Origin of the sequence: Candidatus Poriferisodalis sp., from assembly GCF_965215815.1 — a bacterium.
Classification (GTDB): Bacteria; Actinomycetota; Acidimicrobiia; order Acidimicrobiales; family Poriferisodalaceae; genus Poriferisodalis.
The window spans coordinates 428,898-454,530 of record NZ_CBDCEO010000012.1 but is presented as its reverse complement, the minus strand read 5'-3'; the positions used below and the strand labels follow the sequence as shown (position 1 = coordinate 454,530).

The window sequence follows — 25,633 nt, the reverse complement described above, 5'->3', positions numbered from 1 at the left end:
GACGCGGGTCTCATCGTCGGGACCCGGGAATCGACCAGTCGCCGCTGCGCTTGGCCGCGGCAAACCTGCGGATGGGCCACATTTCCTGGTCCTCGCCCCACCACTCGCCCACCCCGTCGACCTCCCAGCGGACGAGGCTGTTGATGTCGATGAAGCTGTGGCGGTTGATGATGATCCGGCTGACCGGGCGGCCGGTTGCCGTAAAGGCCTTGCGGTCGGTATCGACGGCATCGATGCGGATTTCGGAAATCCAGCCTTCATGGTGGCGCTTCACCGTGCGCTGACCGTCGACCAGCCCGACCTGTGTGTCACCGAACTGGACGAATCCGTACGCCACCCGATCAGTCCCATCGCGCGTGTTCGTGACTGCCAGAAAGCCAGAACCGTCATCCCCGGCCCCGGTGACGTAGGCCGCTTGCCGGGGTCGATCCTCGGGCCGCCGGCCCCAGGTGCGGTCTCGGATCGACCAGCAGTCGATGTCGATCGGCTCGCCGTGCAGTTGGATCGTGCCACTGACCCTGCCGATCTGATCGAAATGCGCCGAATGGCCGAACGTCGAGCCCGACGCAGTCAGCGGTCGCGGCGGCAGCACGGCCTCAAAATGCAGGTCGGCACTGAAGCGACCGGGGTCGTCGTAACCGAGCCGGTACGCCATCGTGGGGGTTTCGACGCGAACGTTCACACCGTTCGGCAGCGCTGCATCGCGCAAGTCGAGTTCTGGCGGCAGCCGTAGCGCGGTCAGGTTGGAGCTGTAGGGGACCTCCCAGGGCAGGTGCGCGGTGTCGTCCCACACCCATGCCCCGCCGGAGATCGTGCCGATGTTGTGGCGCGCCAGGGTGTACAGCCATCCCCCGAGCGCCCTCTCGCGGTGGTGGAACGAGAACCAGGCAGTCTCGGTGAACCACCAGTCGTCGCCGCGCAGGTGCGCGTGAAACCCGTCGTCGTCGGGCGTGAATACCGGAACGCTGTCAGGGGCCTGATTCACCTGGCGCAGCGTAGAGCCATGTTCCGGGGCGGCACTCGGCGTACTGGTGAGCCGTCACGCGGACGGCGCAGTGCCTTGTCGCCGATACTGGTGCTGTGGCGCAGGTGCAGGGACTCGATCACATCGTGCTGAATGTGGCCGATGCGCAGCGGTCGCTGTGTTGGTACCGGGACCGGCTCGGACTGGCGCCCGTCCGCTACGACGAATGGACCGCAGGGGAGGCGCCGTTCCCGTCAGTGCGGATCGACGAAGGCACGATCATCGATCTTGTCGAGACTGCTCGCAGCGGCGAGAACCTGGGGCACTTCGCACTGTGGGTCACAGGCGACGCGGAAGAAATAGCAGCACATCCCGACGTCGAGGTCGTCAGGCGCTCGCCACGCGTCTACGGGGCGCGCGGCTGGGGTTCGGCCGTCTATGTCCGTGACCCCGACGGCAACGAGGTGGAACTCCGCTCCTACGGTCTCCCAGGACCGCTCGACGGCTCTTGACAGTATGTTTCAATTAATTCTGTTGATCTTCGCGGGCGCGGCTGCTGTCATGCGGTCATGGCATCGACAAGCAGACACCGACACACGCTGGGCACCACGGGTGCTGACCGATGACGGCGGCGATGGACGCTTTGTTCGCCGTCGGGATACCGAGGTCAGCACTCGTCGTCTGGTCCGTGCTGATCACGATGGTCAGCATCGGAAGCCAGATCGAAGTGCTCCGCCGCTACCGACGCCATGTCCTGCGCGCCAAGACCGAGCTGGCGTCGCTACGTCAGCTTCTGAAGGAATTCAAGCGAGAGGTATATGCAGATCTCGCGCGGATGCAAGCGGAGGTGGACGCACATAGTGTGTGGAGCGAGGCCAGCAACCGGTTCCTGCATCACGGCCTGGCGGCAATCTCGCAACGGAACAGCTCGCGCGGCTCAACGGCTCAGCGTGCCTGCGTCGCCGAGCACCGGGACACCCACGGTCGCCGAACTGCTGCGCCCACGTGGCGGCCGATTCGCCAGACTTCCCGCGCCGTTCATCCCCGCCGCGACCTATGTCGGTGAGAGATCACCAGCCGACCGGGTCTGCCGTGCCGGCGAAAGCGGCCCTGCCCTCGGGGCCCGGCTGTAGCACGCCGTGCTACATTGGCCCGGTGGAACGCGAGATCAGCCAGCGTGAATTCCGCAACAACAGCGGCGAGGTTATGCGTGCCGTCAAGAAGGGCGAATCGTTCATCGTGACGAGCAACGGCGAGCCCGTGGCGCGCCTGTCCCCTGTAGGTCGCAGCCACTTTGTGCCCGCCCACGAGGTGCTCGACGCATTCAAGAACGCGCCGCAGATCGACTACGCACAGTTCCGAGCCGACCTCGACGCAATCATCGACCAAGACCCCTGGCCTCGTGCTTGAATCGCCGCGGTCTGCGATCGGACTGCTCGACACCTCGGTCGTGATCGACTTGCGGAGTCTCGACACGACTGCCCTGCCAACTGTGCATGCCATCAGCGCCGTCACACTCGCGGAACTGGCAGCCGGCCCACCCGCAGCGACGAGTACAACCGAGCGAGCAGCGCGACAGGAGCTTCTCCAGGTCGTCGAAGCCACTTTTCACCCCATCGCATTCGATGTTGACGCTGCTCGGGCGTACGGCCGGATTTCGGCGACGGTGGCGGCCGCGGGCCGCAAACCCCGCGGTAGCCGTGCGGTCGATCTGCTCATTGCCGCCACCGCGATGGCTCATGGACTGCCGTTGTACACACGCAATCCCGACGACTTCGTGGGCTTGGATCATCTCATCGAGATCGTCGCCGTCTGAACTGTGTATCGGCGGTGCGGCGGCCCGTGAGACGAGTCCGGCGGCTCAACCTGGCGACGCGTACTGTTGCGGCATGGCTGAGCTTGCACGTTTCACGCTGGACAGCAACGAGGATGAAATCGCTGAGGTGGTGCGAATCGACGGCGGTGCCATCATCGAGGACGCCATCGATTTGGATCTCGTCGAACGACTCGAATCCGAGTTGCGGCCCTGGATCGACCGGACACCGGGGGGGCTGGACAACTTTTCCGGCCACAACACCACCCGCACCGGAGCGCTCGTGGCGCGCTCGCGTGCGTGCCGCGAACTGGTGATCCACGACCAAGTCATCAGCATGGCCAACCGGTTCCTCGGCCCCTACACCAACAAGATTCAGCTGCATCTGACCCAGGTCATCAACATCAAGCCCGGCCAAGGCACCCAGCCGCTGCACCGGGACCGCTTGGCGTGGGGCGGCTACATCCCGGACCAGATCGAGCCGCAGTTCAACACCATGTGGGCGCTCACCGATTTCACCGACGAGAACGGCGGGACGCGCATCGTGCCGGGCAGCCCCGGCTGGGACCCCGAGCGCCGGGCTGCCGACGACGAGAAGACGCAGGCCACGATGGGCGCCGGATCGGTATTGCTGTACTCGGGCTCAGTGATCCACGGCGGCGGTGAGAACCGCAGCGACGCCGATCGCACTGGCATCAACATCACCTACACCCTCGGCTGGCTGCGCACCGAAGAGAATCAGTTCCTGTCGTGCCCGCCTGACGTCGCCAAGGACCTCGATCCGGAGCTCGCAGATCTGATGGGGTATTCGATGGGCAACTACGCACTCGGCTACTACTCCGACCCGTCCGGCATGCCGGGGCCGGTCGATCTGCTCACCCCAGAGATCGTGCTAGGCCGCAAGCCGGGTTCCAAACACTCCAACTCCGCACTCCTCACCCCCGCGGAGTGAGCTGGCAGCCGCACCCCGCATCGCCCGTTCACGCCGGCTGCGACACCTGGGGTGCGTGCCTGTGAATTCGACATCGGGCCCGTCACTTCAAGCTCGACGGGATCAGGCGCTGGGCGCAGGGGCGCCGCTCTTCTACACCGAGCCGCTGCACATCGTGCGAGGCGACGGGGTCGAGCTGTTCGATGCCGACGGCCGCCGCTACATCGACATGTACAACAACGTGCCCTGCGTGGGGCATGGCAACGCTCGTGTTGCCGAGGCGATGGCTGCCCAGCAGGCCACGCTGAACGTGCACAGCCGGTACCTGCACGAGGGCATCGTGAGCTTCGCCGAACGGCTTGTGGGGCTGCATGCGGATGGCATCGAGAGTGCTGTCATCAGCTGCAGCGGCACCGAAGCCGTCGAGGTGGCGCTGCGCATGGCACGCCTCGCCACGGGCCGGCGGGGCGTGATCGCCACTGATGCCACCTACCACGGCAACACTGAGGCAGTCATTGCCCTGACCCTCGCCGGGAGACGACCCTCGGAGCACCCAGAGGTGGCAACGATCCCCTTCCCGCAGCGCTTCCGACCCATCAAGGACGGTCTTGACGACGACGATCTCGCCGAGGCCTATCTGGAAAAGCTCGCTGCTGCCATCGATCACCTGGAGGCATCGGGACAGGGTGTCGCGGCGATCATCCTGTGCCCGATCCTGGCCAACGAAGGCCTGCCAGGCATCCCCGGCGAATTCATGGCCAAGGCTGCCCAGATGGTGCGCGACGCCGGCGGGCTGGTCATCGCGGACGAGGTGCAGGCCGGCTATTGCCGCACGGGCCGCTGGTGGGGCTACGAGGTCACGGGATTCGGACCGGACATCGCAGTGATGGGCAAGCCGATGGGCAACGGCCTGCCCCTGTCCGCGACGGTCGCAAGCCGCAAGCTCGTCGAAGGCTTCCGTGCGGGCACCCGACACTTCAACACCTTCGCCGCCAGCCCCCTGCAAGCCGCTGTCGGTCATGCGGTGATCGACGAGATTCAAGAGCGGGATCTGGCGACGAGCGTCAGCGAGATCGGCGCAAGGCTGAAGGCCGCGCTTGCCGATCGGGCCGAAGGACGCCCCTGGATCGGCGACGTCCGCGGGCACGGCCTGTTCATCGGCGTGGAAATGGTGGTGCCTGGTGAAGAGCGGGCACCGGACAGGGCCCGCGCGATCGAGGTCACCGACCGGCTGAAGGACCGCGGCGTCTTGGCTTCGAATGCTGGTGCGTTCGCCAACGTGCTGAAGCTCCGGCCGCCGCTCGTGCTCCAGCATTCCCACGCAGACGAGTTCTTGGCAGCCTTCGACGCTGTGCTGGCGGATCTCGATGGTTGACGGGGCTGCGGCCCCGTACGAGTCGCCGGCCCGCGAGGCACTCCAAGCGTTCGGCATCGGCTCGGCACGCCTGCAGCTTGTCGGCATCAGCGAGAACGTGACGTTTCGCGCTGACGACGACAGCTCACCGCAGGCCTACGTTCTGCGATTGCACCGGCCCGGCTACCACACCCTCGACGAACTCAACTCCGAACGCGTGTGGCTGGAGGCGCTGCGCAGCAGCGGCATCTCCGTACCGACGCCGGTCGCTGCGCCCGACGGCCGCTACTTCGTGCTCACCGATGTCGGCCACGGCGAGACACGGCAGGTTGGCCTCAACCTGTGGGCGCCGGGCGAGATCGTCGGCGAGCTGCTCACTGCGCACGACAAGAGCGCCGACGCAACCGAACCGGCCGAGATCGCCGAGCCGTTCGGGCAGCTCGGTGGCCTGATGGCAGCGATGCACAATCAGGCGGCCGCCTGGACACCGCCGACATCGTTCCGTCGCCACCGCCTGGACCTGAACGGTCTGCTCGGCGATGCGCCCTTCTGGGGGCCGTTCTGGGAGAACCCGGTGCTCGATGCCCGCGAGCGCGACCTGCTCATCGCGGCACGCGATCACTGCCGGGAAAGGCTGCGTCGCTACGGCGAACCGCGCAGGACCTTCAGCATGATTCATGCCGATCTGCACCTGGCAAACCTGCTCACCCACGATGGCCGGCTGAGCGTCATCGACTTCGACGACGCCGGCTTCGGCTGGCACCAGTACGACATCGCAGTGGCCATGTTCCATTCGAGAGGCACTGCGGACTTCCACGCTGCCCGGCAGGCATTCCTGGGCAGCTACCGGTCCGTGCGCCCCATCAGAGATGACGACCTGTCGCTCGTACCGATGTTCGAGCTGATCCGCGGCATGGCGATCCTGGGCTGGAGGGCCCAGCGGCCCGAGGGCCCAGCGGCCCGAGGTCCCGTGGCCCGATGGCCAGCTCGAGATGTTCCGCAGAGGTGTCATCTCCGGCTGCGAGCGATTGCTCAGCAGCAAATCAACGTCGGCCTAGGGTGCGCAGATGCATCAGCTCATTGGGGGCGAGCGGCGCATGGGCCGCAGCATCACTGAGATCACCGTCGTCGAGCCCGCTACTGGTGAGGTGCTCGCGGAGGTTGATACTGCCTCCCTTGCCGACATCGACGATGCCGTAGCCGCTGCGAACCAGGCCGAGGCCGACCTGGAGAGACTGAGTTTTTTCGAACGGGCGGAGCTGCTGCATGCAGCGGCTGGTTGTATCGATGAGCGGTCCGGACCACTGGCGAAACAGTTGGCTCGCGAGAGCGGCAAGCCGCTCGCCGCTGAGGCTGTCGACGAACTTGCCGAGTCGGCCGAGATTTTCCGGTTGGCCGCCGAGGAGATCAAGCGGCTCGAGACCCATGTGCTGCCAAGCGTCGACCCGCGCAAGCGAGTGTTCACTCACCGCAAGCCGAACGGCGTCTATGCGTTGGTGACGCCCTGGAACTTCCCGATGAACATCCCGGCGGAGTTGCTCGCAGCCGCACTCGCTGCAGGGAATCCAGCGGTGATCAAACCATCCCAGAACGCCCCGCTCTCCGCGCTCGCGCTCGCCGAGGCTGTCGCTGAAGCGGGGTTCCCGCCCGGGGCTGTGTCGGTGGTGATGGGCCGTGGCGAGGTGGGAGAGGCGCTGGTCTCGCACCCGGGTGTGCATGGTGTCGGATTCGTGGGCTCGCAGGCGACCGCTGAGGCAATCGTGTCTGCCGCTGGCATGAAGCGCACGATCATCGAGGCGTCCGGCAATGGCCCGCAGATCGTGTTCGATGACGCCGACCTGTCCGCGGCCGCCGATGCAGCGGTGTTTGGTGCTCATTTCGTGTCGGGACAGTGCTGTGTCGCGACCGAGCGACTGTTGGTGCACGACTCGATCCACGACGAACTGGTAGCGCTGGTCATGGAACGCGCCGCAGGTGTCAAGCCTGGTGATCCGCTCGAAGACACCACGCTGATGGGGCCGCTCAACAACGAAACGGTCGCAGCTCGCATGGATGCCCACGTAGCCGATGCCCAAGCTCAGGGTGCCCAAGTGCTGCTGGGCGGCGCCCGTGAGGCCGATCGGCCGACCGGCTTGTTCTACGAACTCACGGTGATCGACGACGTCATACCGACCATGGACGTGTTCCGCGAGGAAACGTTCGGCCCGGTGGTGCCCATTACCGAGTTCGATTCCGATGACGAGGCATTCGCCCTCGCCAATGACTCCGACCTCGGCTTGCAGGCTTCGGTGTTCACCTCGTCGCTGGCTCGTGCCTACCGGGCTGTCGACGAGTTGCGTACCGGCACCGTCCTGGTCAACGAGGGCACCGCATTCTGGGAACAGCATCCCCCCTTCGGCGGCGCCTCGCGTACAGGTACCGGCTGGGGCCGCATCGGCGGCAAGTACACGATCCTGGACATGACCGACCTCCGCACCGCCATCATCGACACCGGCCATCGCGGCTGAGCCTCATTCCTCCGGTGGGATCAGACTCGAGGATCGAGCAGCGTTACCAGGCTTGATCGGTCAACCCAGGCCGCGATCTCACGGTCGGCGGCGGCGAGGCGGAATCCGCCGACGATTGCCGTAGCCACGATGATGCGGTCGGCCGGGTCACCATGAAGGCCCTCGTCACCCAATTCGACGGATCGAAGAGCGATTTCATCGTCAACGGGCACAGATGCCAGACCGTCAGCCACTAACCGCTGCCGCAACACCCGCAGCGGCTGGCTGAGTTCAAGTCGGCCAGCAGAACACAGCTGGGCCAGTTCCCAGAACGTGAACGCCGACACGGCGACCTCGCCGTGCTCCCACGCCTCCTGAATCTGGTTCCGCGCCAATTCGCCGAGGCGCGACACAGCCGCGACGAGCCACACCAGCACATGGGTATCGAGGAGGATCACTGCTGCGATGTTCGATCGGGGTCCAGGACCCGATCCGGATCGCTGACGACCTCCCAGTCGCCAGCCGGAACCGCTGGTGCGACAAGGTCGTCAAGAGCCCCGATGTGCTCCTTGTAGCGCCCCCACATCTGAGGAACCGACCGGCTCGCGGGCACGAGTCGCGAAACCGCCCGTCCGCGCTTGGTGATGACGATCTCGATTCCGGTCTCGTTGACCTCGTCCATCAAGGCGAGGCATCGGTTCTTGAATTCACCAGCAGGAATAGTCCGTTCACCGGCCCCACCCAGGGTCATCCGACTACCTCCCCACATCAATCACCGGGTCCATTGTAGCCATGGCCAGTAGCCATAGCTACATAAAGCGCGTCGATCCCCCTGCGACGCCACAAGAACAACTGATCGACACCGGTCAGGCGTGCTAGAGGTCGAGGTGGAGCCGCAGGGCGTCGTCGAGCCGCTCCATGAGTTCGAACGGCAGCACACCGATGGGACGCCCAACGCGCTGCACTGACACCGATCGGACGTGTTCTGCTTGGACCTTGGAATCTGATGGCAGTCCTGTGTCCGCGGCCTCTGCGAGTACCTGAAACGGGAGGATCTTGTCGGTGTTGAAAGTCAGCGGCACCACCACGACTACCCCCCGTCCCGTGATCCCCGCACCTGCGTTGGCGGCATCGTTGCTCACGATGACTGCAGGACGTCGACGGGCTGCCTCAGAACCCAACGCGGGATCGAAGTCGACAATTCGGATCTCGCCGCGTCGCATCAGTCAGTCTCAAGACCATCGCCCGCGACCGTGTCCCAGAGTTCAGCATCTTCGTCGGACCACTCCTCGAATGCCGCGACGTAGTCGAGCACGAGGTTGGAGGTTCGCATGAGGCGGATCCCACGCCGGATCGCCGCTGAACGAGACGGCATCTGATGGGCTGCTGCATATGCATCCAGCGTCGCAACGTCCTCGTCAGGAATGCTCACACTGATCTTCATACCAGAATCCTACTTAGGTAGGAAATTCGTTTTCGCAAACCGGAATGGCAGCGCGGGGTAGCGTCGGCGGTTGCTGCGTCGGCGGGTGGCAGGAGGGACGCTGTGTGGGAGATCACCGAGCCTGATCTCGCACCGATTGCGTTGGGAGCAGCGGTGCTGGGCACCGGCGGCGGCGGGAACCCCTACCTCGGGCGGCTGCGGGTCCTCCAAGTGCTGCGAACCGGCGGGCGGGTACGGGTCATCGAACCCGACGAGATCGCCGACGATGACCTGCTGGTGGCCGTCGGGGGCATGGGTTCGCCGATGGTCAGCCATGAGAAGCTCGCCGGCGGCGAAGAGGAGACCGTGGCGGCCCGGGCACTCGAGCGCCACTTGGGTCGGAAGTTCGACGCGATCGCCCCGTTCGAGATGGGCGGCAGCAACTCGATGGTGCCGATGGTGGTTGGCGCCGCGATGGACATTCCCATCGTGAACGGTGACGGCATGGGCCGGGCCTTCCCCGAACTGCAGATGATCACGTACCTGATCTACGGCGGCAGCCCCTACCCCGCCGCCATCGCCGATGAACGCGGCAGCCAGGTGGTCATCGCCGAGGTGCCCGACGCCAAGTGGCTCGAGCGCATTGCGCGGGCCGCCACTGTCGAGATGGGCGCACACACCGGGCTGGCGTCAGCCGTCATGGACGGCGCGTACTGCCGCCGCTCGATCATCCCGAACACGCTGCGGCTGGCCAGCGACATCGGCCATGCGGTGCATCGGGCACGTGAAGTCAAGGACGATCCGTCAGACGCGATCCTGGGCGTCGCCGGTGGCATGCGGTACTTGCGCGGCAAGGTCACCGACGTGCATCGGCGCAACGCCGCCGGCTTCGCACGCGGTCAGATGACCGTGGCGGGCATCGGCGACGACGCCGGCCGCACCATCCGCATCGACTTCCAGAACGAGAATCTCGCCATCTACGAAGACGACGAGCCCAAGGTGATGGTGCCCGATCTCATAACGCTGGTCACGACCGACACCGGCGAGCCGATCACGACCGAGCTGCTTCGCTTCGGCGTACGAGCAGATGTGCTGGTCCTGCCCGCGCCCGACCTGCTGCGCACGCCCGAGGCACTTGCCGTTGTCGGACCGCACGCCTTCGGCATCGACGCTGACTACGTCCCCGCCGTCTGACCGAGCGAACGCCAGACTCAGTCCGAACTGCCCGAGCGGCATCCATTCGAGTCGGCCAGGCGAATCACGGACCCAGCGATGTCATCGGCACAACGCAAACACCATCGGGCCGCTCGTAGGCGTAGCCCGTAGCAGCAATCACCACGAGCCTTGCGGGCAAACCGGTGTGGATGTGGTCAAGCTTGTTGCGCAGTCGAAGCAAGGTGTCCGCGCCCTTGTCGACCGCTGCGGTGCCGCCGAGCTTGATCTCGGCCCCTACCCAGCGACCGTCTGGGTGTTCGATGATGGCGTCGACTTCGAGGTGATGGCTGTCGCGGTAATGCGACAGCGAGCACCGATTTGCCCTCGCGTAGATCTGGAGGTCCCGCAATGCCATCGACTCAAACAGCCGACCGGCGAAAGGCAGGTCACGCATCAGCGCATCGACACCGATGCCGAGCGAAGCGGCGGTGAGCGACGGATCGGCGAGGAAGATCTTGGAAGAGAGCCGCGCCTGCGCTCGCGACGCAATATGAGGTCGCCAGGCCGGCAATTCGTCAACGACGAACAGGCGAGCGAGTGCCGCCAAGTAGCCGGCAACCGTGCGTCGCTCTAGCGGCGCCTCGCCGGGTGCTGCGGTGTCGGCGGCGAGCACTGTGTGCCGGACTTCAGTGGCCACATTTCGTGCGATCGATCGCAGCAGCCGGCGCACCCGCACCGGATCACGCCCGACACCATCGACACGCGCTAGGTCCGTGCGGCTGATTTCCTCCAAGTAGGCCCCGGCTGCGGATGCCGCAGAGACCGGGTCGGCATTGAGCACTTGGGGCCATCCACCGCGGCACGCCAACGCGAGCACATCGTCCAGCGACAAGCCCGGATCGCTGGCGATGCACGATTCGCCGTTGAGAAGACCTCGCAGAGACACTGCTCCGTCGGACTCGCCGCTCTCGTACAGGCTCATGGTGCGCATCCGTATTCGCATGATGCGACCGGCTCCCGAGTGACGGGTGATGTCGTCGGGAGGATCCGCTGAGCCGGTGAGAATGAACTGTCCTCGCAGACCGCGCTCGTCGCAGGCCCGGCGCATCGCATTCCACACAGCGGGCGCGAGCTGCCACTCATCGACCAGTCGTGGCGTCAGGCCATCGAGGACCGTCGCCGGAGCCATCCCAGCCGCCAATGACACACCGACACGCTCGTCGAGGTACACGGCGCTGCCTGCGAATCGACGCCCAGTCCAAGTCTTGCCGCATGCACGAGGACCTTCGACGACCACAGCGGGCATCGCCCGCAATGCTGTACGCATCTCATCGTCGACTATCCGCGGCAGGTACCCCTCCGGTGCAATGTCGTCAGAATTCCTCTCGGCCATCGGCATACTCGGACAGCATTGTATGCCATCAAAGTGGCAGTTGATGTGCCAATAAAATGGCAGTCAACACGCCAGCGAGGAGGCGCTTACACCTACATTCGACTGCGGGGCAGTACCTCGCTGGCGGTGAGGTCGATGATCTCCGCCAAGCGGTCAGTCGCGATCGGAAACAGCGCCACTGAATCGGCACCCCCGGCCCACAACGCCTGGATCTTGGCGGCGCACTCGGCAGGCGTTCCCGCCACGGTCAGGTCTGCGACCCACTGGTCGGGCATGCCGTCTCGCACCGCCGTGTAGCCGCCCTTCCCAATCAAGACCTGCAGCTCGTCGGATATGCCGTACACGTCGGTGAGGGCGTTGGGCCCGTGCTGGCGATAGAACGCCAGCGAAGCCCGAGCGGAATCTCGTGCAGCTTGGCCGTCTTCGTCAACGGCGTACAGGGCGAACACCGTGATCGGGTGGGGATCGGTACGGCCCGCGAGCTCACGGCCCTCGTCAATGCGTTCGGTCGCCCATTCCACATACCGCAAGCTGGAACAGACCGAGAGCACCGTCCCATCGGCGATCTCACCGCTCAGGCGCAGCATGTTCGGCCCTGACACGCCAAGCCGCACTGGCATCGGCGGGCCCGTCTCGGGGTACCTCAGCTTGACGTCGTTGAACTCGAACACGTCTCCGTGGCGGTTGAGCGTCTCGCCGGCGAGCAGCGACTTGACCGCTGTCACACATTCCCGCACTGCTGTCAGCGGCGACCGGGGATGCAGGCCCATCTGGCGGACCCACACCGGCACGCCCAGCCCCACGCCAGCGACCAGCCGCTGCGGTGACGACCGGCTCAGCGTTGCCAGCTCCATCGCCAGCACCGAGGGATGACGGGCCACCGCCGACACGACGCCCAGACCCACCGTGATCTCATTAGTGGCACCGAGCACCACCGAAGCGCCCGAGATGCCGCCGGTGAAGAAGTAGTCCTCAGCCAGCCAGATCTCGTCGAAGCCGCTTGATTCGGCCTGCGCCGCCGCATTGGCGATGGCTTCGGGAGCAATCGCGCTGCCCAGGATGAGTCCGATCGATCCCTTGTTGCTCATATGTCTGTCCCTGTGTGCGGGGTGCCGTCGGCCGAGGCCAAGTCGCCGATGGCCTTCACCCGGATCCGTATGGCATTCGACGGTAAGTACGTGAGAGGAATCTCGTCCACGTCGGTGATTTCGACCGTGGCCGGATCGGCACCAGCGTCGACTGCACGCTGTGCCGTGACGGATCGGGCTCGCTCCATTGCTTCGTCGCGGGTCATCTCGGCCATCGAGTACACCCGCTCGGTCTCCGCGCCCACCTGAGCGATCGCTGCACCGATCGCGCTGGCGACCGAGAAGTATTCCGGCCGGATCGTCTCCGACGCTCCCGCTAGGCCGTCGCGCACCAGGACTCCCCCGCCGCCCACCACCACAACCGGCACCGGATTGGCCGAAGTCTTCATCTGCTCGACCGTTTCGGCCAGCATCACCTGTATGGACTCCACGGCGTCGCGCACGAGCGCCGGGTCAAGATTCGCTGTTGCCGCTCGATCGCCAATGTCAGCCATGCCTGCAGCAGTCGCCACATCGGTGGCCGTCAGCTCCTCGCCGCCGAACACGAGCGCTTTCTCAGCGAGCTCGTAGCCGACGCTGTCGGGGCCGACCGTCACGCGATCGCTCTGGCCGCGATCGCTTTGGCCGCAGTCTGAGCGCACCAGACTTCCGCCACCCAGTCCCAGCGACAGCACGTCGGGCATCCGAAAGTTTGTGCGAACCCCCGCCACCGACACCGCCGTCGATGCTTCACGCGGGAAACCGTTCACTAGGACGCCAATGTCGGACGTAGTGCCACCCACATCGATGACGACGCCGTCACGTACGCCGCTCAGGAACGCGGCGCCGCGCATCGAGTTCGTGGGGCCCGACGCGAACGTGGCCACCGGGTAACGGCGGGCGAAGTCGGCGCTCATGAGCGTGCCGTCGTTCTGGCTGACATGGAGCGGGCAATCGAGGCCGAGCTCGACCAGCGCCGCTATGAGGCCCGCAACGGTGCGTTCGGCGAGCGGGCGCAGGCAGGCGTTCACAATCGCGGCGTTCTCTCGTTCGAGCAGGCCGAGCCGGCCGATCTCGCTCGACAGGCTGATGTCCAGCCCGGGCACCTCGTCGCGCAGGACCTCTTGGGTTTCATGTTCGAGGCTGGCATCGACCGGCGAGAACACCGACGCGACTGCCACTGAGCGCAGACCCTTCGAAGCAATGTCACGGGCCGCAGCTCGCAGCTCCTCGTGGTCGATCGGGCTGATCAAACGGCCGTCAAATTCATGGCCGCCATGGCACAGGTAGACGTGATCGCCCAGCACCGCACGCAGCCGATCGGGCCAGTCGATGAAGGGCGGTAGTCCCTTGGTGGCGGGCAGCCCAAGGCGCACCACTGCCGTCGGCACCAACCGGCGTCCCTCCACCAGTGCGTTCGTGAAATGCGTCGTGCCGATCATCACAGCGCCGATGGCTTCGGGAGACTGGCCATGGGAGCCGAGCAGCGTCCGGACAGCCGTCACAATGCCGTCGGTGACCTCAGGTGTCGTCGTTGCCTTGGCCCAGCCCACCACGTCATTGCCCGACATGGCGACGGCATCGGTGTTGGTGCCGCCGACATCGACGCCGATGCGCAGCGTCCCCGGTGGCGGGGCCAGTGGAGCGCTCACCGTGCCCGCTCCAAGGCATCGAGCACGGCCTCCGGGGTGATCGGCAATGTGTCGATCGGTGCGCCGATGGCATCGGCGACGGCATTGGCGACAGCGGCCGCTACAGGGACCACGGGCGGCTCGGCTGCGCCCTTCGCGCCGTAGGGACCTGCAGGGTCTGCGTGTTCCATCACGATCATCTCCACCTTCGGCACATCTGCGGCCAGCGGCAGGCCATGTTCCTTGAACGTGCGCTGGACGTAACGGCCGTGATCGAGATCGACGCGCTCGCTCAGCGCAAAGCCCAAGCCCTGTGCGACGCCGCCTTGGATCTGGCCCGCAATGGCATCAGGGTGAATGGCCCGCCCGACCTCTTGGCACACCACGTAGCGCTCCACCCTGACTCGCCCGGTGACTGGGTCGACGCTGACTTCGGCCTGGTGCAGGTGGTACGTGGGCGTCGGCCACCCCTTGATCAACATGCCGGTTGCGCACATGGGATCGTGCGGCGGTGTTGGCGTGACATACGACGCGCCTGCCGCTATCGGTCCCTCTGTCCACGTGGCTGCCTGTGCGACCTGGCCGAGCGTGAGGCTCGCGGCAGGAACCCCGGCAACCGTCACAACACCGTCTGCGATCAACAGGTCCTCGGGAGCCGCCTCGAGCATCTGCGACGCCTGGTCGAGCACCTGGCGTCGGACGTCCGCAGAGGCGTCGGCGATAGCGCGGCCGACGACGTGGGTGGTGCGGCTGCCCTGGGATCCGGCGTCATAGCCCGTGGCGTCGGTGTCGGGCATCGTGACCAGCACCTGATCGGCTGCGAGTCCCAGTGTCTCGGCCGCGATCTGGCGCAACGCAGTCGCAACAGCTCCCGAGCCATTCTCGGTGGCCGAAGTGATCACTGTGGCGGTGCCGTCCTCATTCAGCTTCACCGTGGCGTGGCCTGGCATCGGGTTTGTCAGCCAGATCGCTGCCGCCATGCCGACACCGCGCAGCAAGCCGTCACCCGCACCGCTCTGTGCTGAATGACGCGACGCGATCTCGCGCCAGGGCGCCAGTTCGTCGACTCGTTCGAAGGCCTCGTGCAGGATTGACACCTGCTCGAGCGGCTGGCCGTTGCGCATGAGGTCACCGTCTCGTGCCAGCGACGAGAGCCGGAACTCCCGGCGGTCACGGCCGAGTGCGTCCGCAATGGCGTCCATGTGGCGTTCGTTTGCGAACACCAGCCAGGGTCCGTTCACCCCCCGGTAGGCGCCGGTGGGTGCCGTGTTCGTGTACACGTTTCGGGTCCGGATTCGGGCAGTGCCCACCCGGTAAATCGAGCCGAAGACGAACATCGGGATGGCCGACAGCGCCGGGCCGTTGTTGGCGTATGCGCCGCTGTCGGACACGGCCTCGACCTCGGTGGCCAGGATCGCGCCGTCTCGCCGTACTGCAGAGCGAACCGACACCAGCGCGTTCGCCCGGCAGGGAGCCACCAGCCGCTCTTCGAGTGCGCTGTGCTGCATACGGATGGGGCGGCGGTAACGCTGGGCCAGCAGTGCTGCGAACGCTTCCAGGCTGACATCGAGCTTGGAGCCGAAACCGCCCCCGATGTGATGGCCGACTACCCGGACCGCTGAGGGCATCACGCCGAGTATCTGAGCGACTCGGTCTCGCAGCCGGAACGGGTACTGGTGGGAGACCTCGATGGTGTAGCGACCCGACTCGAAGGTGGCCAATGCCATCTTGGGCTCCAGATGCGCCTGGTATTGCCGGGGCGTGCGATAGGTGCCCTCGACCACCAGGTCTGCTGCCGCAAATGCCTCATCGAGATCACCGGGGTCGTGGACCACTTCGGCCACCACGTTGCCGTTTCGCCCGATGTCGACGCCGCCGGCCACGGCGAAGCGATTCCACGCGGGCTGGACCAAGCGAGCACCGGGCGCGAGGGCCTGTTCGGGCGTGGAAATCGGTTCGATCGGCTCGATGTCGGCGGCCACGGCGCTCGCTCCGGCCTCGGCTGCGCTCCGATTGTCCGCGACCACGATCGCAATCGGCTCTCCCTCGTAAGCCACGTAGTCGGCAGCCAGCAAGGGAGTGTCGGACACGATGACGCCAGTGCGCCAACTCGGCACGTCGGCCGCAGTCAGCACATCCAGCACACCGTCGATCTCCAGTGCCGGGCGCGCGTCGATGGCACGGACCCCGCCGGCAGCCACCGGCGATCGGGCGAGCGCAGCCCACAGCATCCCCGGCCGCACGAGGTCGGCGCCGAAGACAGCCTCGCCGCGCAGCTTCGTGTCAGCATCGCTGCGGGCAGGGCTGGTGCCGAGCACGTTCACAACGACACCGCCCCAGCAGCATCGAGCGCTGCATCGACGATCTGCTGGTAGCCCGTACAGCGGCAGATATTGCCCGCCAGTGCCCGGCGAACCTCATCCTCGGTCGGTTGGGGCACCTCGGCGAGCAAGGCCGTCAGCACCATCAGCACGCCGGGCGTGCAGTAGCCGCACTGCACTGCTGCGTGGTTCACGAATGCCTGTTGCAGCGGAGTCAGCTCGCCCGGTCCGGCAAGCCCTTCTACCGTGCGAATGGTGCGACCATTCATTGAACCGGCAGCCAATATGCACGACGCTGCCGGACCGCCGTCCACGAGCACCGTGCAGGCGCCGCACTCGCCCTCGACACAGGCTTCCTTCGGACCGGTGAGCCCGAACCGATCTCGAAGCGTGCCGAGCAATGTCTCGCCTGCACCGACATCGAGCAGGTGCGCTCGGCCATTGACCGTGAGCCGGATGGCGACGGTCTGTTCGGATGAGCCTGCGGGCATCATTGCCCCGCTCCGACGATCTCGTCGACACAGCGCTGTGCGAGCCGGTTCAGCAGTCCTGGGATGACGCGACGCCGGTACTGCGCCCGTTCGGTGCGTTCCGGAGCAGCTGCCTGCGCCAGCTCCTCGCCCGCATCGTCGAATGCGACCGAGCCGCCGTCGATCTGTGTGCCCAGCATGGCCGCCTCCGCCGCCCGCACCCGTTGCGGAGACTGACTGCCGCCGCACACCGCCACCCTGGCATCGCTCACCAGGCCGTTTGGCGCAACCGACAGTCGCAGCGCCAAGCCCACGACCGCAAGATCCATAGCGCTGCGACGACCCACCTTCAGGTAGCCCTCAGCGCTACGGTCGCCGAGCGGATCAACCTCGACGGAGCGCAACAACTCAGTGGGCCGCAGAACGGTGCCGCCGGCCCCGTCGAGAAACTCCTCCAGCCCCAAGCGCCGCCGCCCCGACTTGGACACCAGCGCCAGCTGGGCATCAGAGATCAGCAGGGCCGGCAGCGTGTCGGCGGTCGGTGCAGCCCCGCACACGTTGCCGCCCAGCGTGGCGACCGTCTGGGTCTGCCATGCACCGACGGCCGCTGCTGCCTGCGCCAGCGCCGGATGCTTCAGCGCCACGAGCGAGGCGGTGGCAAGCCTGCGCAAGGTGACTAGCGCACCGATGTTTGTCACACCGCCGACCTCGGACATGCCGCGCAACCCGTCGATCCCGCCGATGTCAATCAACGCCATCGGGGTCCGCTCGCCACGCAGGTACTGCGGCATGACATCGGTCCCGCCCGCCAGGACACAGCCCCCGGTGCCCCAACGGCTCAGCTCGTCAACCGCCTCGGCGACGCTGCTCACCCTGCAGAATCGCACGGCAGAACCTCCCCAGCGCACTCAGTCGGGGTCACGGAAATCCGGGCACCCCTCGATCCCGGCGATGGTAACCCTCACCCCTTCCGGGATGCGGCCCACCTACGCCCGTGAAGGTCTTGTCCTATCGGGCATCGCCCATCAGCTGAATGGTCCATCAGCAGCCGAGCGCATAGGCGACGGCGCGGCACACCGACTGCATCGTCGAGTCATCCAACTCTCCGGCCATCGCTGTGAGCGACGAGCGCCGAATCGTATGCAATCCGTCACAGTTGATGGCCGAGTCTGCGTGGAGTTCAGCTTCGGTCTCACCCACGGGGACTTCGACGGCGATCCCCCGTATGGTCGTCGTGATCTCGGCAACGGTGACCATCTCGCGGACATCGATGACCTCGGGACGAGTCAGCACCAACACTGGACGCCGCTTGGGGCCCACGTGTGCCCACCACACTTCGCCACGATTCACGCCTCGCCCCAGGCTTCGGCCTCATCCCAGAAATCGTCGGGTTGTTCGGGAACACGCTGATAGGCCGCTCGATCAGCTTCGCCGAGCGCTCGCTTGACTGCGGCGGCCACGCCCTTTCGCGCGGCGGCCGAGACGTTGACATGGAGTAGCTGCGCTTGCTCTGCCAGCTCCCGGTCCAGCGTAAAGGTGGTTCTCGTGGTTGCCATCACCTTATGCTAGCATTTGGTACTAGCACTCGCCAATGGTACTTTGTGATTGCCTAGGCCTCGTGGCGGTCGCAGCAGCACGGATGGCGTTGCGCTCGCAAAGGTCTTCTCCTATGGGGCATCGGCCGGGCAGAACGGCAGTCCGAGGGCGCCCAGATCGTCGGCTGACGTCTCCAGCGACTCCCACGCAGCCGGCAGACAGCCAGAGAAGTCATTGGCGCTGATGAAGATCTGCTGCAGGTTGGTCAGAGTGCCGAGTTCGGCGGGGACTTCGCCCGACAGTCGATTGTCGATCAGGTACAGGTGGGTCAGCCGAGTCAGGATTCCGAGTTCGGGCGGAATCTCACCCGAGAGCTGATTGCCCCAGAGGTACAGCCGCTGCAGCTTCTCCAGATTGGCCAGCTCGACAGGGATCTCGCCGGACAGCTGGTTGACCATCAGGTACAAGCGACGCAGGTTGGTCAGGTTGCCCAACTCTGCGGGGATCGAGCCGGTGAGCTGGTTGTTGTTGAGCCACAGCTCGGTGAGCGACGTCAGATTCCCCAGTTCAGGAGGAATCTCGCCCCTCAGCATGTTCTCGTCGAGGTCAAGACGCTCGAGTTTCGCCAAGCTTCCGAGTTCCGGCGGGATCTCGCCCGTGAGGTCATTGCTCCACAGGTTCAGCCACCGCAAATTCGCCAGACTCGCCAGTTCGACCGGAATCTCGCCTGACAGTTCGTTTCGACGGATCATCAACATTTGCAGTCGCTCGAGATTGCCAAGCTCCGCTGGAATCTCGCCGCTCAGCGAGTTGTAACTGAGGTACAGCGCCACCAGATTGCCCAGCCTGCCCAACTCCGGCGGGATCTCGCCTTCGAAATGGTTGATCCGCACGTCGAGCCATCGCAAGTTGCCCAATTCACCGAGCCAGGGCGGAAGCGGACCGGACAAGTCGTTGCTGCCGAGCCACAAGTGCGTCAAACCCACAAGTCGGCTCAGCGATGCCGGCAGTTCTCCCGACAGGGCGTTGTAGCGCAAGTCCAAGCGCTCCAGCCCACCGAGTTTTCCGAGCGCTGCCGGGATCTGGCCGGACAGGCGATTGCCAGCCAGCTTCATGTGCCGCAGAGAAGCCAAGTTGCCCAGTGATGCGGGGATCTCGCCGGTGAGATTGTTGTTGTGCAGTTCGAGCACCGTCAGCTCGGCGAGTTTGCCGAAGCTGTGCGGAATTGCACCCGAGAGCTCGTTGTTGTCCAGGCGCAGACGCTCCAGGGCGGTGAGTTTGCCGATGCTGGACGGCATCACGCCGTGCAGCCGGTTGCCGCCGAGGTCCAGCTCTCGGAGGCTCCTCGCGCTGCCGATCTGACTAGGAATCCGGCCCGACAGCTCGTTGTTGCTCACGTCGAGCACCCGGAGTTCTGTGAGAGTTCCCAGGTCTGGCGGCATCCGGCCCGTCAGCTCGTTGCTGCTGAGGATGAGGTGCGTCAATCGGCCCAGGCCACCGAGACGCGAAGGGATGCTGCCGTTGAAGTAGTTCCGGTCGAGTTCCAGCCGCTCCAGCGTCGAAAGATTGCCCAGTTCAGGCGGGATCGGCCCCGACAGCTCGTTCGCAGACAGGAGCAGTTCCTCGATCTGGTCGAGAGTGCCGAGCTGCGCAGGAAGCAGACCCGACAAGTCGTTGTGCGAGAGATTCAGCCTCAACAAGCTGTCCAAGCCGCCGAACTCTGCGCGTATCTCGCCGGTGAGGCGATTGGCGCTCAGGTCGAGCCACCTCAGGCTGCTCAAGTCGCCGATCTGTGCGGGGATGGCGCCCTCCAACTGGTTGCGGCTCAGGTCGAGCCACTCAAGGTGCTCCAGCGCACCGAGCTCGACTGGAATCTCGCCCGAGAACCGGTTGCCGCTTCCGTGAAAATGCGTGAGCGATGCGAGACCGCCAAACTCCGCTGGAATCGGCCGCGAGAAGCTGTTTGTGCGCACATCGAGCACTCGCAGGACCGCAAGCTCGCCAAGCTCAGTCGGCAGCGCGCCCCACAGCCCGTTGTTGCGCACGTTGAGAACCTCGAGCTGCGCGAGGTCGCCGATCTCTGGGGGAATCGGCCGTTCCAATCGGTTGCTGTTCAGGTCAAGGACACGCAGCCCGCTGAGCGCACCCAATTCACCGGGAATCTCGCCGACAATCTCGTTGTAGCTGAGGTCGAGAACTTCGAGCCGGTCGAGTGCACCGAGACCAGTCGGAAGCTCCCCGGACAGCCCGTTGTCGGGCAGACGAAGCGCAATCACCCTTCCTTCGCGGTCGATGGTCACGCCATGCCAATACCCCAGTGGCGCCTCGCTGCCCCACGATGCTGCCTTGCGCCAGTTCGGTCCGTCGGTTGCGTCGTAGAGCTCCAGCAGGGCCTGACGGTCAGGCGGTTGCGACGGCGTCTCCTGTGCACCGCTGACTCCGGCGGCAGCTACGAGCCACACGGCCACCGCTGCAAGCACGGCGCCGAAGCGCAAAGCCAGTTGCGTCGGCGTCTTCTTCGACCGCCGGCCGTTCGCCTGACGCTTCAAGCCGCGTCGCTCTTGGCGCATCGATGGGACCGTACACGAGCACCCACGCAGCCCTTGGGGACCCTGCAACTCCAGCACGAAGCGACTGCGGCCCAGCAGCGTGTCGATCTGTTGTGCCGGTCCGTGATCGCTGAGGAGGAGCGCTGTGTTGACTTGCGTTGTCCCGAAGATCCCCTAGTTCTCCGACACGGTCTCGAGAACGAAGTCGTAGTCGCAGCGATCGCCGCTCATGTCGACGACGAGCGAATCGCGCACGCCGAAGACTGCATCGCTGTCGAGGTAGTCGCTGGTTGCGTCGAACAGGTGGGTGATCACAGTCTTGTGATCCGCTGCTGCAACCACGAAATGCATGTGCCCGGGACGCCAGTTGTGCCGTCCGTTCTCGAACAACAAGTCTCCCGCCGGGCCGTCGCCAGGAATCTGATACGGGACCGGGCGGATTCCCTGGATCTCGTAGGCGCCATCGCTCCCCGTGGTGAAGATGCCGCGCATGTTCATCGGCGTCTGGCCGCCGTCCTGCACGTCGTAGGAGCCGTTGGAGGCGGTCTCCCACACGTCGAGCGTCGCCCCTTCGATGGGATTGCCGTCGAGGCCAAGCACTCGGCCGGCGTAGGTCACCTCCTGGTCGTCCTCCATGGAATCGGTGATGATCGAATTGCCCATCGCACGGTGCGGTGCCCCCTCGACGTGAAACGGGCCGAACACCGTCGGCTCAGTCGAGCCCTCAGCCGCCACGTGATTGATCATCTCGACGAGCATCGATACGCCGATCGTGTCCGAGAGCAAGATGAACTCCTGCCGCTGTTCGTCGCACATCTGGCCCGTGCGAGTCAGTGCTTCGATGCCGGCGAACCACTCCTCCCGGGTCAGGCCGACCTCCACGACGAACTCGTGGAGGTGCCGGATCAACGCCTTGGTTATCTCCGCAAGCCGCGGATTGGGTGAGTTGTCGTAGGCCGCCAGCACCTCGGCGAGGTGGGCCTCCGGGGTCATTGCTTCGGAGCTGTTTTCTGTCATGACGCCTCCTGCGATCTCGTCAGCGCCCGACACGCTCTCGTGCGGCCTCAGGTGTTTCCGCCGGACTCAGGTGGCGTGATGCGCCCCTGGTTCACTCCGCGGCCACCGGAGGGGTGGTCTCGCTCATCCTGTCCCACACCACCTGGTCCGGAAGGTTCATCACCATGTCGTAGTGATCGGTGGGCATCAACCGGGGCATACCGGTGGCAGAAGAAGGCTGCGGGATGGGTTCGGCCGGCCGGGTGTATTCGGCGGGGTACTTCAGCGCCTCGAGCTCGGCGTCGGAGATCTCGCACAGCCCCAGAACCTCGGGGTCCACCCACTGCTCGACCGGAATGGCGGACCCGCAGGCCACTTCGAGCGCCAGCCCTTCAGGGCCGGCGAAGTAGATCGACTGGATGAAGCCGTGGTCGATCGGGCCGAAGACTTGGACACCACGGTCACGGATGCGATCCCGCAGCGCCATGAGGTCTTCGAACGTGTCGACGTTGAAGGCGACGTGCTGCATGGTGCCGGCAGTGACGGGCTCGCCGGGACCTCCCGCATGGGTGACGCCCAGCTCGATGTCCTTGGCGTTGTCCGGATGCTGGACGAACGCCACATAGCTGTCGGGGGCAAGCTCAATGAAGCCGTGATAGGTGCCTTCCACGCCGTGCATCCAGTACAGGGCTTTCAGCGGCAGTCCCAGTACGTCGCACCAGAATTCGAGCTGGCCCTTCATGTCGCGGGTGGACAGGGCCAGGTGGTTCACACCGTTGGGATGCAATGCAGTCATTCGAGCCGCCCTTCTGCTGTGCGTTCGGCTGCCCCGCCGACGAACGACGCGGCCTACGCCTGCACTGTGGACTCTATGCCCCGCTGAAGATGTTGTGCCTACCGTGTACGTCCAGCTACATCGCCACCACCGCATGGTTTCCGGGCCGCGCCGCCGTTGGTGCCCGCCACTGGCGGTGTACTGAACAGGCACATCAACTGCCCATAAACAGGCACATGACCTACCCATAAACCGGTATTTGCCACTATCCTCGGGTCCGTGACATGGCAGGAGTACGACACAGCGAACGATCTCGCCGACAACAGCGCTCCCGAGCTAGCACCCAGCGGCTACTTGGACCGAGTGGCCGATGCCGAGATGGCCGCCGCGCTTGACGCCTCGCCCGCCGTGCTCATCGAAGGGCCTCGGGCCTGCGGCAAGACATGGACGGCCCGGCGCTTCGCAGCCAGCGAAGCGCTCCTCGATGCCGCCGCGGCCTCGCGCTTGGCCGCCAATGTGGATCCCGGACTCCTGCTGAACGGACCTGCGCCGCGTCTGCTTGACGAATGGCAGATCGCACCCGACATCTGGAACCCCATGCGCCGTGCTTGCGACGATCGCGGCAGGCCAGGGCAATTCATCCTGACCGGATCGGCCGACCCGCCCGACGACATCACCCGGCACTCCGGTGCAGGCCGCGTGCTGCGGGTGCGGATGCGGCCCATGAGCCTGTTTGAGTCCGATGAGTCGAGCGGCAGCGTTTCACTCGCCGGTCTGTTCGCCTCCCAACCCACCCGCGCGATTGACCCTGGCCTGCGAACTGACGACGTGATACGTGCGGCGTGTCGTGGAGGATGGCCCAGCCTCGTGCGCAACCGAGCGGACGAGGCAACGGCACTGCGCATCGTGCGCGGCTACCTCGAGGAGATCAGCCGGACCGACATCGCCCAAGTCGACGGCATCAGCCGCGACCCCACGAACGTCAGGCGACTGCTCAGCTCACTGGGCCGCAACGTCGCGTCGGAAGCCAGCTACGCCACCCTCGCAGCCGACACCGCGGGAGACACCGCAGGCCAGAGTCCGGTGAACCGACGCACAGTAGCCACCTACATGGACTCCCTTGCTCGATTGTTCGTGGTCGAGGACCTGCCTGCGTGGAAGCCCGCTATCACTTCCCGAGCGCAGTTGCGAAATGCGCCGAAGCGCCACCTGGCTGATCCCTCACTCGCCGTCGCTGCGCTTGCATCCAATAGTCATGCCGTGATGGCCGACTTGCCATTCGCGGGCTTGCTCTTTGAAGCCCTCGCCGTCCGTGACCTGCGCGTCTACGCCCAAGCGGCCGGCAGTGACGTGTACCACTACCGCGACAGCGACGGGCTCGAAGTGGATTGCATCGTTCGGCTCGCTGACGGTCGGTGGCTCGCCGTCGAAGTCAAACTCGGCGGCGCAGCGGCCATCGATGCTGCCGTCCGATCGCTCACCCGACTCGCGGCGAAGATCGATCGATCGCGGACCCGGCCGCCGACGCGCCTCGTAGTCCTCACCGCCAGCGGCTACGGGTACGAACACCCAAGCGGCGCAGCCGTGGTCCCCATCACCACCCTCGGCCCGTAACCGATGCCCGGCCCGTCACCGCCAACGGCTACCGCTGAGATCTCAGCGCAGCCAAGCCGGATCGTCCAGCGCTGTCAGGAAGTCGCCAGTGGAGCAATCACGTGCTCGGCAAACAGGTCGAACGAGCGCGTGACCTCGTAAGCCGTCAGATCTCCCCACGCGAACACGCCGACGAAGTAGTCCGTGCCAGCCTCGGCGGCGAACTGTTCGCAGTGCTCGCGGATGGTCTGCGGCGAGCCGACGACGACGGCCTCGAAGTGCTTGGCCTTGTCGTAGTCGCCGCCGAGCGTGGGGTCGTTGGGCGGAATCAGCTCGTAGCGCCGGAAGAGTCGTGTGAGGTGCTCGCTGAAAGCAACCCATGTGCGACGCCCGATCTCGTCCGCCTCGGCATCGGTGGGAGCCACGACCAGTCGGCGAAGCCCTCCGATCATCGGCGGGTGGTGCCTGCCGATGCCGTCGTCGCGCAGAAGCTCGCTGTAGCGACTTGCGCTCGCGGCCACGGCGGCGAGCGGTCCGGCGGCCATGGTCCGAACGCCCATCTCGGCAGCCGTGTCGAGCTGGCCGGGCCGCCACAACGGTGGGTAGGGCTTCTGGTAGGGCTCGAATTCGATCGGCACATCGGCGAAGCTGAAGAACTCCCCTTCGAAGCTGAAGTTCCCGGTTGTCTGCATGGCAGCCAGGATCAGCTCCAGCGACTCGTCGGTCTTTGCAACTGCTTCGTCGGGGTCGAGGCCCCACAACAGGTGCTCGGGCGCGCTGATGCCCTTGCCGAAGCCGATTTCGAGTCGGCCTTGCGAGAGCTGGTCGAGCATGCACAGCTCTTCGGCCAGCCGGATCGGGTGGTAGAAGGGCAGCAGGTGCACCAGCGAGCAGATGCGGATGCGGCTGGTGCGCTCGATCGCGGCCGCCAAGAAGACATTGATGCTGGGCGCGGCATCGAGCGGGATCAGGTGGTGTTCGGACTTGTGCCACGCCCACACCCCGGCCTCCTCAGCCCGGGCCAACAGGTCGAGCCGGTGCCGGTAGAGCTCGTGCCATGGCACGTCGCCGGGTTGCTCGAGCTGGTCGAAGATGCCGAATCGCATGAGTGGCGAGAGTACTTGTGCGCTGCCTCGTCGTCCGAGGCGGGTGCGAGATTCAGCGAGACCCCAGAGC

27 protein-coding genes are annotated in these 25,633 nt (G+C 65.6%); 10 read left to right on the top strand and 17 right to left on the bottom strand.

Annotated features, from left to right (window positions below; genetic code table 11):
* Positions 1 to 10 precede the first annotated feature (10 nt).
* Positions 11 to 985: a DUF7065 domain-containing protein gene (locus ACOOHB_RS04175; RefSeq protein WP_420443553.1), complete on the bottom strand. Its 975-nt coding sequence runs from the start codon at positions 983 to 985 to the stop codon at positions 11 to 13.
* A gap of 95 nt (positions 986 to 1,080) precedes the next feature.
* Here ACOOHB_RS04175 and ACOOHB_RS04170 point away from each other — a divergent pair, with 95 nt between their 5' ends.
* The 8 genes from ACOOHB_RS04170 (at position 1,081) to ACOOHB_RS04135 (ending at position 7,569) form a co-directional block, all read left to right on the top strand.
* Positions 1,081 to 1,476 (top strand): VOC family protein, encoded by a 396-nt coding sequence (locus ACOOHB_RS04170; protein ID WP_420443552.1) that lies wholly within the window; start codon positions 1,081 to 1,083, stop codon positions 1,474 to 1,476.
* A 110-nt stretch (positions 1,477 to 1,586) separates the two neighbouring features.
* On the top strand, positions 1,587 to 2,030 hold the full coding sequence (locus tag ACOOHB_RS04165; RefSeq protein ID WP_420443551.1) for a hypothetical protein: 444 nt from the start codon (positions 1,587 to 1,589) through the stop codon (positions 2,028 to 2,030).
* An 89-nt stretch (positions 2,031 to 2,119) separates the two neighbouring features.
* A complete protein-coding gene (locus tag ACOOHB_RS04160) occupies positions 2,120 to 2,374 on the top strand; it encodes a type II toxin-antitoxin system Phd/YefM family antitoxin (RefSeq protein ID WP_420443550.1) in 255 nt (84 codons plus the stop codon).
* Positions 2,367 to 2,780 carry a type II toxin-antitoxin system VapC family toxin gene (locus ACOOHB_RS04155; RefSeq protein WP_420443549.1) on the top strand — a complete coding sequence of 138 codons (414 nt, stop codon included), beginning with the start codon at positions 2,367 to 2,369 and terminating at the stop codon, positions 2,778 to 2,780. Before ACOOHB_RS04160 ends, ACOOHB_RS04155 begins: the two co-directional genes overlap by 8 nt.
* 73 nt (positions 2,781 to 2,853) lie before the next feature.
* Positions 2,854 to 3,729, top strand: a complete 876-nt coding sequence (locus tag ACOOHB_RS04150; RefSeq protein WP_420443548.1) for a phytanoyl-CoA dioxygenase family protein — start codon at positions 2,854 to 2,856, stop codon at positions 3,727 to 3,729.
* 61 nt (positions 3,730 to 3,790) lie between these two features.
* Complete coding sequence (locus ACOOHB_RS04145) at positions 3,791 to 5,083, top strand: aspartate aminotransferase family protein (protein WP_420443547.1); 1,293 nt, start codon at positions 3,791 to 3,793, stop codon at positions 5,081 to 5,083.
* Positions 5,076 to 6,179 (top strand): phosphotransferase enzyme family protein, encoded by a 1,104-nt coding sequence (locus ACOOHB_RS04140; RefSeq protein WP_420443546.1) that lies wholly within the window; start codon positions 5,076 to 5,078, stop codon positions 6,177 to 6,179. The genes ACOOHB_RS04145 and ACOOHB_RS04140 overlap by 8 nt, the downstream gene beginning before the upstream one ends.
* Positions 6,130 to 7,569: an aldehyde dehydrogenase family protein gene (locus tag ACOOHB_RS04135; protein WP_420443545.1), complete on the top strand. Its 1,440-nt coding sequence runs from the start codon at positions 6,130 to 6,132 to the stop codon at positions 7,567 to 7,569. The genes ACOOHB_RS04140 and ACOOHB_RS04135 overlap by 50 nt, the downstream gene beginning before the upstream one ends.
* Positions 7,570 to 7,589: 20 nt before the next feature.
* On the opposite strand, the gene ACOOHB_RS04130 is transcribed toward ACOOHB_RS04135, so the two are convergent.
* The 4 genes from ACOOHB_RS04130 to ACOOHB_RS04115 form a co-directional block, all read right to left on the bottom strand.
* Complete coding sequence (locus tag ACOOHB_RS04130; RefSeq protein WP_420443544.1) at positions 7,590 to 8,006, bottom strand: type II toxin-antitoxin system VapC family toxin; 417 nt, start codon at positions 8,004 to 8,006, stop codon at positions 7,590 to 7,592.
* A complete protein-coding gene (locus ACOOHB_RS04125) occupies positions 8,003 to 8,299 on the bottom strand; it encodes a type II toxin-antitoxin system Phd/YefM family antitoxin (protein ID WP_420443543.1) in 297 nt (98 codons plus the stop codon). The genes ACOOHB_RS04130 and ACOOHB_RS04125 overlap by 4 nt, the downstream gene beginning before the upstream one ends.
* 124 nt (positions 8,300 to 8,423) lie before the next feature.
* On the bottom strand, positions 8,424 to 8,771 hold the full coding sequence (locus ACOOHB_RS04120; RefSeq protein WP_420443542.1) for a type II toxin-antitoxin system PemK/MazF family toxin: 348 nt from the start codon (positions 8,769 to 8,771) through the stop codon (positions 8,424 to 8,426).
* Entirely contained in the window at positions 8,771 to 8,992 is a 222-nt protein-coding gene (locus tag ACOOHB_RS04115; protein WP_420443541.1) for a ribbon-helix-helix domain-containing protein, read from the bottom strand. The genes ACOOHB_RS04120 and ACOOHB_RS04115 overlap by 1 nt, the downstream gene beginning before the upstream one ends.
* 102 nt (positions 8,993 to 9,094) lie before the next feature.
* Between ACOOHB_RS04115 and ACOOHB_RS04110 the strand changes: the two genes are divergently transcribed.
* The gene (locus tag ACOOHB_RS04110; protein WP_420443540.1) at positions 9,095 to 10,165 is read left to right on the top strand and encodes a DUF917 domain-containing protein; all 1,071 of its coding nucleotides are present in this window, start codon (positions 9,095 to 9,097) and stop codon (positions 10,163 to 10,165) included.
* A 64-nt stretch (positions 10,166 to 10,229) separates the two neighbouring features.
* Here ACOOHB_RS04110 and ACOOHB_RS04105 read toward each other — a convergent pair whose 3' ends face one another.
* The 11 genes from ACOOHB_RS04105 to ACOOHB_RS04055 form a co-directional block, all read right to left on the bottom strand.
* Positions 10,230 to 11,519, bottom strand: a complete 1,290-nt coding sequence (locus ACOOHB_RS04105) for an ATP-binding protein (protein ID WP_420443539.1) — start codon at positions 11,517 to 11,519, stop codon at positions 10,230 to 10,232.
* Positions 11,520 to 11,611: 92 nt separating this feature from the next.
* Positions 11,612 to 12,607 carry an LLM class flavin-dependent oxidoreductase gene (locus ACOOHB_RS04100; RefSeq protein WP_420443538.1) on the bottom strand — a complete coding sequence of 332 codons (996 nt, stop codon included), beginning with the start codon at positions 12,605 to 12,607 and terminating at the stop codon, positions 11,612 to 11,614.
* A complete protein-coding gene (locus tag ACOOHB_RS04095; protein ID WP_420444656.1) occupies positions 12,604 to 14,205 on the bottom strand; it encodes a hydantoinase/oxoprolinase N-terminal domain-containing protein in 1,602 nt (533 codons plus the stop codon). The genes ACOOHB_RS04100 and ACOOHB_RS04095 overlap by 4 nt, the downstream gene beginning before the upstream one ends.
* A 29-nt stretch (positions 14,206 to 14,234) precedes the next feature.
* On the bottom strand, positions 14,235 to 16,541 hold the full coding sequence (locus tag ACOOHB_RS04090) for a xanthine dehydrogenase family protein molybdopterin-binding subunit (protein ID WP_420443537.1): 2,307 nt from the start codon (positions 16,539 to 16,541) through the stop codon (positions 14,235 to 14,237).
* Positions 16,538 to 17,029: a (2Fe-2S)-binding protein gene (locus ACOOHB_RS04085; RefSeq protein WP_420443536.1), complete on the bottom strand. Its 492-nt coding sequence runs from the start codon at positions 17,027 to 17,029 to the stop codon at positions 16,538 to 16,540. Before ACOOHB_RS04085 ends, ACOOHB_RS04090 begins: the two co-directional genes overlap by 4 nt.
* Positions 17,029 to 17,895 carry an FAD binding domain-containing protein gene (locus ACOOHB_RS04080; RefSeq protein ID WP_420443535.1) on the bottom strand — a complete coding sequence of 289 codons (867 nt, stop codon included), beginning with the start codon at positions 17,893 to 17,895 and terminating at the stop codon, positions 17,029 to 17,031. The genes ACOOHB_RS04085 and ACOOHB_RS04080 overlap by 1 nt, the downstream gene beginning before the upstream one ends.
* Before the next feature lie 154 nt (positions 17,896 to 18,049).
* A complete protein-coding gene (locus tag ACOOHB_RS04075) occupies positions 18,050 to 18,358 on the bottom strand; it encodes a type II toxin-antitoxin system PemK/MazF family toxin (RefSeq protein ID WP_420443534.1) in 309 nt (102 codons plus the stop codon).
* Complete coding sequence (locus tag ACOOHB_RS04070; protein ID WP_420443533.1) at positions 18,355 to 18,564, bottom strand: type II toxin-antitoxin system CcdA family antitoxin; 210 nt, start codon at positions 18,562 to 18,564, stop codon at positions 18,355 to 18,357. The genes ACOOHB_RS04075 and ACOOHB_RS04070 overlap by 4 nt, the downstream gene beginning before the upstream one ends.
* 111 nt (positions 18,565 to 18,675) lie before the next feature.
* Entirely contained in the window at positions 18,676 to 21,114 is a 2,439-nt protein-coding gene (locus tag ACOOHB_RS04065; RefSeq protein ID WP_420443532.1) for a leucine-rich repeat domain-containing protein, read from the bottom strand.
* A gap of 153 nt (positions 21,115 to 21,267) precedes the next feature.
* Entirely contained in the window at positions 21,268 to 22,110 is an 843-nt protein-coding gene (locus tag ACOOHB_RS04060) for a dioxygenase (RefSeq protein ID WP_420443531.1), read from the bottom strand.
* 91 nt (positions 22,111 to 22,201) lie between these two features.
* The gene (locus ACOOHB_RS04055) at positions 22,202 to 22,885 is read right to left on the bottom strand and encodes a VOC family protein (protein ID WP_420443530.1); all 684 of its coding nucleotides are present in this window, start codon (positions 22,883 to 22,885) and stop codon (positions 22,202 to 22,204) included.
* Between the two features lie 258 nt (positions 22,886 to 23,143).
* Between ACOOHB_RS04055 and ACOOHB_RS04050 the strand changes: the two genes are divergently transcribed.
* Positions 23,144 to 24,478: an ATP-binding protein gene (locus tag ACOOHB_RS04050; RefSeq protein ID WP_420443529.1), complete on the top strand. Its 1,335-nt coding sequence runs from the start codon at positions 23,144 to 23,146 to the stop codon at positions 24,476 to 24,478.
* A 74-nt stretch (positions 24,479 to 24,552) separates the two neighbouring features.
* Here the strand turns inward: ACOOHB_RS04050 and ACOOHB_RS04045 are convergent, their stop codons facing one another.
* Complete coding sequence (locus ACOOHB_RS04045) at positions 24,553 to 25,563, bottom strand: LLM class flavin-dependent oxidoreductase (RefSeq protein WP_420443528.1); 1,011 nt, start codon at positions 25,561 to 25,563, stop codon at positions 24,553 to 24,555.
* Positions 25,564 to 25,633: the final 70 nt, after the last annotated feature.